The 6,673-nt window shown below is 56.4% G+C and carries 5 protein-coding genes; 4 read left to right on the top strand and 1 reads right to left on the bottom strand.

Features of this window, described 5'->3' with window-relative positions; genetic code table 11:
- On the top strand, positions 1-171 hold a 171-nt coding region (locus tag QZ326_RS10495; protein ID WP_295744939.1), incomplete at its 5' end, for a putative dsRNA-binding protein.
- Between the two features lie 293 nt (positions 172-464).
- Here QZ326_RS10495 and QZ326_RS10490 read toward each other — a convergent pair.
- Entirely contained in the window at positions 465-872 is a 408-nt protein-coding gene (locus tag QZ326_RS10490) for an immunity 22 family protein (protein WP_295744937.1), read from the bottom strand.
- Between the two features lie 201 nt (positions 873-1,073).
- Here QZ326_RS10490 and QZ326_RS10485 point away from each other — a divergent pair, with 201 nt between their 5' ends.
- From QZ326_RS10485 to QZ326_RS10475, 3 genes are all read left to right on the top strand, one after another.
- Entirely contained in the window at positions 1,074-1,919 is an 846-nt protein-coding gene (locus QZ326_RS10485; RefSeq protein WP_295744935.1) for an undecaprenyl-diphosphate phosphatase, read from the top strand.
- 11 nt (positions 1,920-1,930) lie between these two features.
- A complete protein-coding gene (locus QZ326_RS10480) occupies positions 1,931-2,383 on the top strand; it encodes a hypothetical protein (protein WP_295744934.1) in 453 nt (150 codons plus the stop codon).
- Between the two features lie 1,064 nt (positions 2,384-3,447).
- Positions 3,448-6,057, top strand: coding sequence for a DNA translocase FtsK (locus tag QZ326_RS10475; protein WP_295744932.1), 2,610 nt, complete (start codon positions 3,448-3,450; stop codon positions 6,055-6,057).
- Positions 6,058-6,673: the final 616 nt, after the last annotated feature.

Here is a 6,673-nt window from a genome sequence, read left to right as displayed (position 1 = left end):
CAGGTGCTGGCCTACCGCATGGCGGGGGAAGCCGGGCCGGACCACGCCAAGACCTTCCAGGCGGAGGTATTGCTCAACGGCAAGATTCTGGGCGAGGGCTCCGGCCACAGCAAGAAGGAGGCCGAACAGGCCGCCGCCAAAAGCGCCCTGGAGGTACTGGGCGAAGAGTAAGGAACAAGGACGGCCTGCCCAACGGGCAGGCCGTCCTTATGCCCGGAGACGCCTGCGGCTGTTTCGCCGCGACCGGGCCGGCTTCCGGCAATGCTTCAAATGTGTTGACCGCTCCGCTGCCGTCCTTTTTATGCCTCCAGATGTCATTTTCTGGCTCTGGTTTGACAGCACCGCGCCTGAAAGAAAGCCAGGGATTTTTTTCGAGTCTGCAGCGCGGCTGCGCCGCAGGGACCGCAAAGCGGTCCGCGGTGGACTTTATAGTCAAAACACAGCGCTGCCGTTTTCGGACCTTCTTAATCCCCATCATAGGGGACAGCGGCTAAGAAAGTCACTGGGGCGCTGGGATTACGAACATACTCATCATAGTCGTATTCATAGTTATAGACCAGAATCGCAGCGTTATAGGTTTTCTCAAGCCCATGAGGAAAATGTCTCTTTAATGCCGGGCCGATGGCTGTGCCCTCGGAAAAGGGAAGGACCAAAACCTCCGGGTCATCTGTGAACTCATGCAGACTGCGCTCCCAAAAGTCTGTGTCAAAAGGCCAGGCGTCTGTTCCGTCAAAAAAGTCCCGGCTGAATGCGGAGACCGTTTCCGTTCCCTCACTGTCAAAACTGATGTTCATTTCATTCGCATATTCCATCAAGGCTCTATCGGTTTCAAAAATCCCCGCCCATACAGATACGATGCCGTCACGCTCCATTGTTTGAATACCTCCCATTACGGATGTAAGCTGATGATAGCACAGGTGTTCATTCATCTCAACGTTTTGTGAAACTGCCAGGGGCGAAAGCAGGCGGTGTTTCTGAAACAGAAACGCCCTGAAATATGACTGGAATTTACAGCCTGTCCGTGATATACTATTCTCTAAATAGACATCAATTGTATCAAAACATAAAGGAGCGTGAGTACATTGACACTGCTGCACGCGGTCCTGCTGGGTTTGATCCAGGGCGTGGCGGAGTTTCTGCCCATTTCCAGCTCCGGCCATCTTGCCATCGCGGAGCATCTGCTGGGTCAGGCCGGAGCGGCGGAGATCCCCGGCTTTTTTGATGTGCTGCTGCATCTGGGCACCCTGGTGGCCGTATTTGCCGCCTACTGGCAGGACATCCGGGACATGATTCTGGAGTTCTTTGGCGGCATCGGGGACCTGGCCCGGGGCAGCACCCCCTCTCCGGTGCCCCCCGCCCGGCGGCTGATTCTGCTGATTATCGTGGGCACCCTACCTCTGTTCGCCGTGCTGCCGGTGAAGGATCTGGTGGAGGGCCTGGGGGACAACATGTACTTTGTGGCCGGGGCGCTTTTGGTCACCGGCTGTCTGCTCTTTGCCAGTGACCGGGTGCGGAAGGGCCGCAAGACGGAGCGCACGGCCTCGCTGGTGGACGTTCTGCTGGTGGGGGCGGCCCAGGCCGTGGCCACCTGTCCCGGTATCTCCCGCTCCGGCACCACCATCACTGCCGGGTGCTTTGTGGGCTTTGAGCGGAAGTTCGCCGTGCGGTTTTCCTTTCTGCTGTCCATCCCGGCTATCCTGGGTGCCAATATTTTGAGCTTAAAGGACGCTATAGAAGCCGAAATCCCCTGGGAGGAGGTGCCGGTGTACCTGGCAGGCGTGCTGGTGGCCGCTGTGGTGGGCTACGCCTGCATCCGGCTGCTGAAGATGATCGCCGAAAAAGGGAAATTCGGTTTCTTCGCCTACTACTGCTGGCTGGCCGGCGTTGTGACGCTGGTCCTGACGGTGCTCCAGAAATAAAAGGGGCGGATATGACAGATATCATTGAAAAAATTGATGCTCTGCTGGAGCAGCCCCGTTATTTGATCGACATTTTCCCCCGCACCGTTCCCCAGGCGGAGGACCGGCGCTATTTTGAGATCGAGGAATATTTCCAGAAGAACAGAGGCGCGCTCAATGATAAGTTTTGCAGGATTCTGCTGAAGCTGTACTGCTATTACGATTTTTGGGTCTCGGCAGGGGAGGAGGCCGCTAAAAATCCCCGGCCGGAGCAGCTGGTGGAATGGATTTACCACTGCTTTGAGGGGGACTGGCGGAAACGGGACTATATGAACGTCATTCTTCCCGGCTGCGACGCAATGGTGATCCTGAATGGGGACGATCTCTATATGATTCTTTGTAATCCGGACCGGCGGCTTAAAGAGCTGGCGGCGCAATTGGCCGGCGCGGAGGGACTCTTTTTCTACAAAGTGCCGGAATCATAGCCGTGAATCGGCCTGTTTTCGGACAGGGCTTGATTTGATACATTTCATCCCTTTTGCCGTTTGTGTTGATAAAGCAAAGCATTGGCAATTCCGCTCATTGTACGTTGACGCTTGGGCCGGCTAATTGATTAAATGAGCGGATTCAGCCGGAATTTGTCATAAAACTGTGAGGTTCCCATGAATTTCTTGTGCTTTGGAAACAAAAACAACAGGTCAGTATTGCTGATATATGGAATGGCTTCGACAGCGATGTTTTGTGATGGGCCGATTTTAAAATAACTGTCTGACTATATAATATTGGCAGAAGTGGACGGTCACGGTGAACGAACAGGTGAACTTATCGGACTTGAGAAGAATTGTGGTGAAATAGAAAATTATATAATTCATCATCTATCCGGTAATTCGTACTGCTTATCAGGCTTTTCCGAGGGAGCGACAATGGGTATTGAGCTGATTGGGAGAGGAAATATCAATGTCACGAAAACTCATTTAGACGCGGCATTCTTGACAAAAATGGGCTTGCTGGCAGAAGCCATATGAATATGCCTTCTGCAAAGCTGTAAAGCGGATTCAAAAGGGAAAAGACGTTCCTAAATTTTTGATGGACGCCGCTATGGGAAAAGATAATAACAGCGTTGTTGAAATGCTATACCCACGGATTACCGCAGACAGAATTAAAAACGCATGTGATTTTGTGTATACAGATAGCATTCCTGAAAAAATAAGGAATTACAAAGGAGCAGTTCTATTTTAGGGAGGTTCAAATGAGCAATATCCCAGGAAAAGCGCTGCTTTGTTAAAAAGATATTTGCCTGATTTAATAGATGTAGAACTTGCAAATATGGGGCATGGTCAATATTTACATGAGCATAGTGGTGAGTATGCAAGCAAACTGATTAAATGTCTGCAAACCTGATATCTGATACAAGCTGAAATTTGTTGAGCAGCTATACATGATAGGCAACTGCTTATTTGAATATTTGGATGAAAGACTTGAAAACCCATGCGTCAGCAATACGAAAGGGAAAAGGATTATATTGATCCTCCAGGGAGGTATTTGAACCGTGGCATCCACAACACAAAAGAAATCTACATCGACAAGAAGTACATCCGGCAAGGGAGGCAGCCGCTCCAAAAAACCGGCGCCGCCTCCAAAGCAGCCCATCCGCCGGGAAGTGGGAGGCATTGTCCTGCTGGGGCTGACATTGTTCGTGCTGGTGAGCTATTTCGGCATCAGCGCCATTTTCATCGACTGGTTCGCCGTGCTCCTCAAGGGCCTCTTCGGCTACGGCTACTGGCTCTGCGCCCCGGCCTTACTGCTCTCGGCGGTGATTCTGCTGTTCCACCGGGGGCGGCCCGTGCAGCTGCGGGTGACCTGCGCCTTGCTGATACCGGTGCTCTTCGGCGCCCTGGTCCACATGGGATTGTGCCAGAAGGAATACGCCGCCTCCATCGGCGTATTGAAGGACCTGTGGCAGGACGGCGTTGCCCTGGAGTCCGGTGGAGCCGTCTCCGGTGTGCTGGCCAACGGGTCCGTGGCGGTGTTTTCCAAGTTCGCCTCCGTGATTTTGTTCACGGTGCTGCTGGTGGTGCTGGTGATGACGGCCCTGCGGCTCACCGTGGGCGCCTTGATTGAGAAGCACCGCTCCCGGCCCCAGTATGAGGAGCAGCCGGAGCCGGAACAGCCCTCCATTCGCCTCAAGCCCCTGGAGATGCCCCGGCGGGCCGCCGAAAGGCCCCGCCAGCAGATTGACATTCCCCTGGACGACGAGCCGGGGGCGGCGAAGCCCGCCCCGGCTCCCACGGAGCGGGAGAGCGGGGAGGGCCGTTTCACCGGCTTTTTCCGGCATAAATCTCAGAAGCAGCGGACGCCTGACCAGGTGCTGACTGCCCGGGATCCCGTTCCGGAACTGCCGGAGAAGCCCGCGAAAGCGGAGTGCCCGGCGAAGGTTGAGCCGCCTGCTGTGAAAGAGCCGGTCTTGGCGCCCTCTGCCGCGCCGGCTGCCTCGGAGCCGGAGGCTCCGCCGCCGGTACAGGAGAAGGTATCCGCTAAAAAAGAAAAGGTCACCACTGCCAGCGAGGTTGCCCAGCAGACCGCCGCTGTGACGGCAGAGATTGAGGAAAAGCTGGCGGCAGGGGAGGAAGAATATCAGTACCCGCCCATCACCCTTTTGCGGGAGAACCAGGGAGAGAACCATGTGGAGGCCGGGGCGGAGCTGCGGAACAACGCCCGCCGCCTGACGGACACCCTGAACAGCTTCGGCGTGGACGCCACTCCCGGCGACGTGGTCCACGGACCCTCCGTCACCCGGTACGAGTTCGTACTGGACCAGGGGGTGAAGCTCAGCAAAATCACCAATCTGGCCGACGACATCGCCCTGGCCCTGGGAGCTACCGGCGTACGCATTGCCCCCATTCCGGATAAGATCTCCGTGGTGGGCATTGAGGTGCCCAACAAGGCCGTGACGCCGGTGCTGATCCGGGACGTGATCGAGTCCCGGGACTTCACGGGGCACAAGTCCGCTGTGGCTTTTTCTCTGGGCCGGGACATCGGCGGCAATAATGTCATCGGCGATATCGCCACACTGCCCCATGTGCTCATCGCCGGCACCACTGGCTCCGGCAAGTCCGTGTGCACCAACTCCCTGATTATCAGCCTGCTTTACAAGTCCACGCCCGACGAGGTGCGCTTTATCATGGTGGACCCCAAGATGGTGGAGCTGGCCCCCTACAACGGCATTCCCCACCTGTTGATCCCGGTGGTGACGGACCCCAAGAAGGCCGCCGGAGCCCTCCAGTGGGCGGTGTTTGAGATGATGAAGCGGTACAAGGCCTTCTCCGAATGTGGAGTGAAGAAACTGGAGGAGTACAACCGGCTGGCCCGCGGCAGGGAGGACATGGAGACATTGCCCAGTGTAGTGGTGGTCATCGATGAGCTGGCGGATTTGATGCTGGTGGCGGCGAAAGAGGTGGAGGAGTCCATCTGCCGCGTGGCCCAGATGGGCCGCGCCGCGGGGATGCACTTGGTCATCGCCACCCAGCGGCCCTCCTCCGATGTTATCACCGGCCTTATGAAGGCCAATATCCCCAGCCGCGTGGCCTTTGCCGTGGCGTCGTCTCTGGAGTCCCGCATCATTCTGGACCAGACCGGCGCGGAAAAATTAGTGGGTAAGGGCGACATGCTCTACGCTCCCTTGGGGGCTGGAAAGCCCCAGCGGGTTCAGGGCTGCTTTATCTCCCCGGAGGAGATCGAGCAGGTGGTGGAGTTCGTGAAGAAGACCGGCGAGGCTCAGTATGACGACGAGGTTCTGGCCAAGATCGAGGAGTCTGTCCAGGAGAAGGAGAAGGGCGGCAAGGGTAGCGGCGCCGCCCCGGCAGAGCCCGCCGGAGACGAGAGCGACGAGCTGCTGCCCGCCGCCGTGGACGTGGTGCTGGAGACCGGGCAGGCCTCTGTATCCATGCTTCAGCGGCGCTTGAAGCTGGGCTACTCCCGGGCCGCCCGGCTGGTGGACCAGATGGAGCAGCGGGGCATTGTGGGCCCCTTTGAGGGATCCAAGCCCCGGCAGCTGCTGATCTCCAAGGAGCGTTGGCAGGAGCTGCAGATGGGCGGCGGAGCCGCACCCGTTGCCATTGAGGCGGACACCCCTCCCTTCCCCGTGGAGGAGGAAGAATGAAACTGAGATATGTGCTCCCGGCGTTGGCGTGCTGTCTGCTTCCGACAGGCTGCACCCGGAGTATATCTCTCCATTGGGCCTGACCGTATCGAGGCGTGGTTCCCAAAGGGGCGTTGCCGGAGGGGGAGCATGACGGCTGGGTCTTGTACTATGGGGATCATCCGGCCCTGGGCTATTCCGGTGGACCCAGCCCAGGAGAGGTGGTAGATTCTATAATTATTACAGCCGGACAACCATTCGTTGTCCGGCTGTTTTTTGACGATAAAGGCTGTGTGATCGAGGCGGTGCTGGAGGGTCAAGCAAATACCTGGTGATATATAGAAGGACATGATGATATGTCGTGCCGCAATGAAAACGAAAAAGACTACAGGGAATCTGGGAGGCCTGGAGGGCTTCCCGGCTCGCGGAAGTAATCACGAGAGTAACCATTCTTATATCTTCAACACCATTATTATCAAGCGCATTCATCGGCTCATCCAATATAAGAATGTCTGGATTTTCCATTAACGCCTGCGCAATTCCAAGGCGTTGTCTCATACCAAGCGAATAATTTCCGACGCGCTTTTTATCAAGATCGGAAGAGCGTCGTGTAGGGAAAGAGTGTAGATCTCGGTGG

It is taken from the genome of uncultured Oscillibacter sp., assembly GCF_910587525.1.
GTDB lineage: Bacteria > Bacillota > Clostridia > Oscillospirales > Oscillospiraceae > Oscillibacter.
The sequence above is the reverse complement of the archived record's forward strand: the minus strand, read 5'-3'. Positions and strand labels throughout refer to the sequence as shown.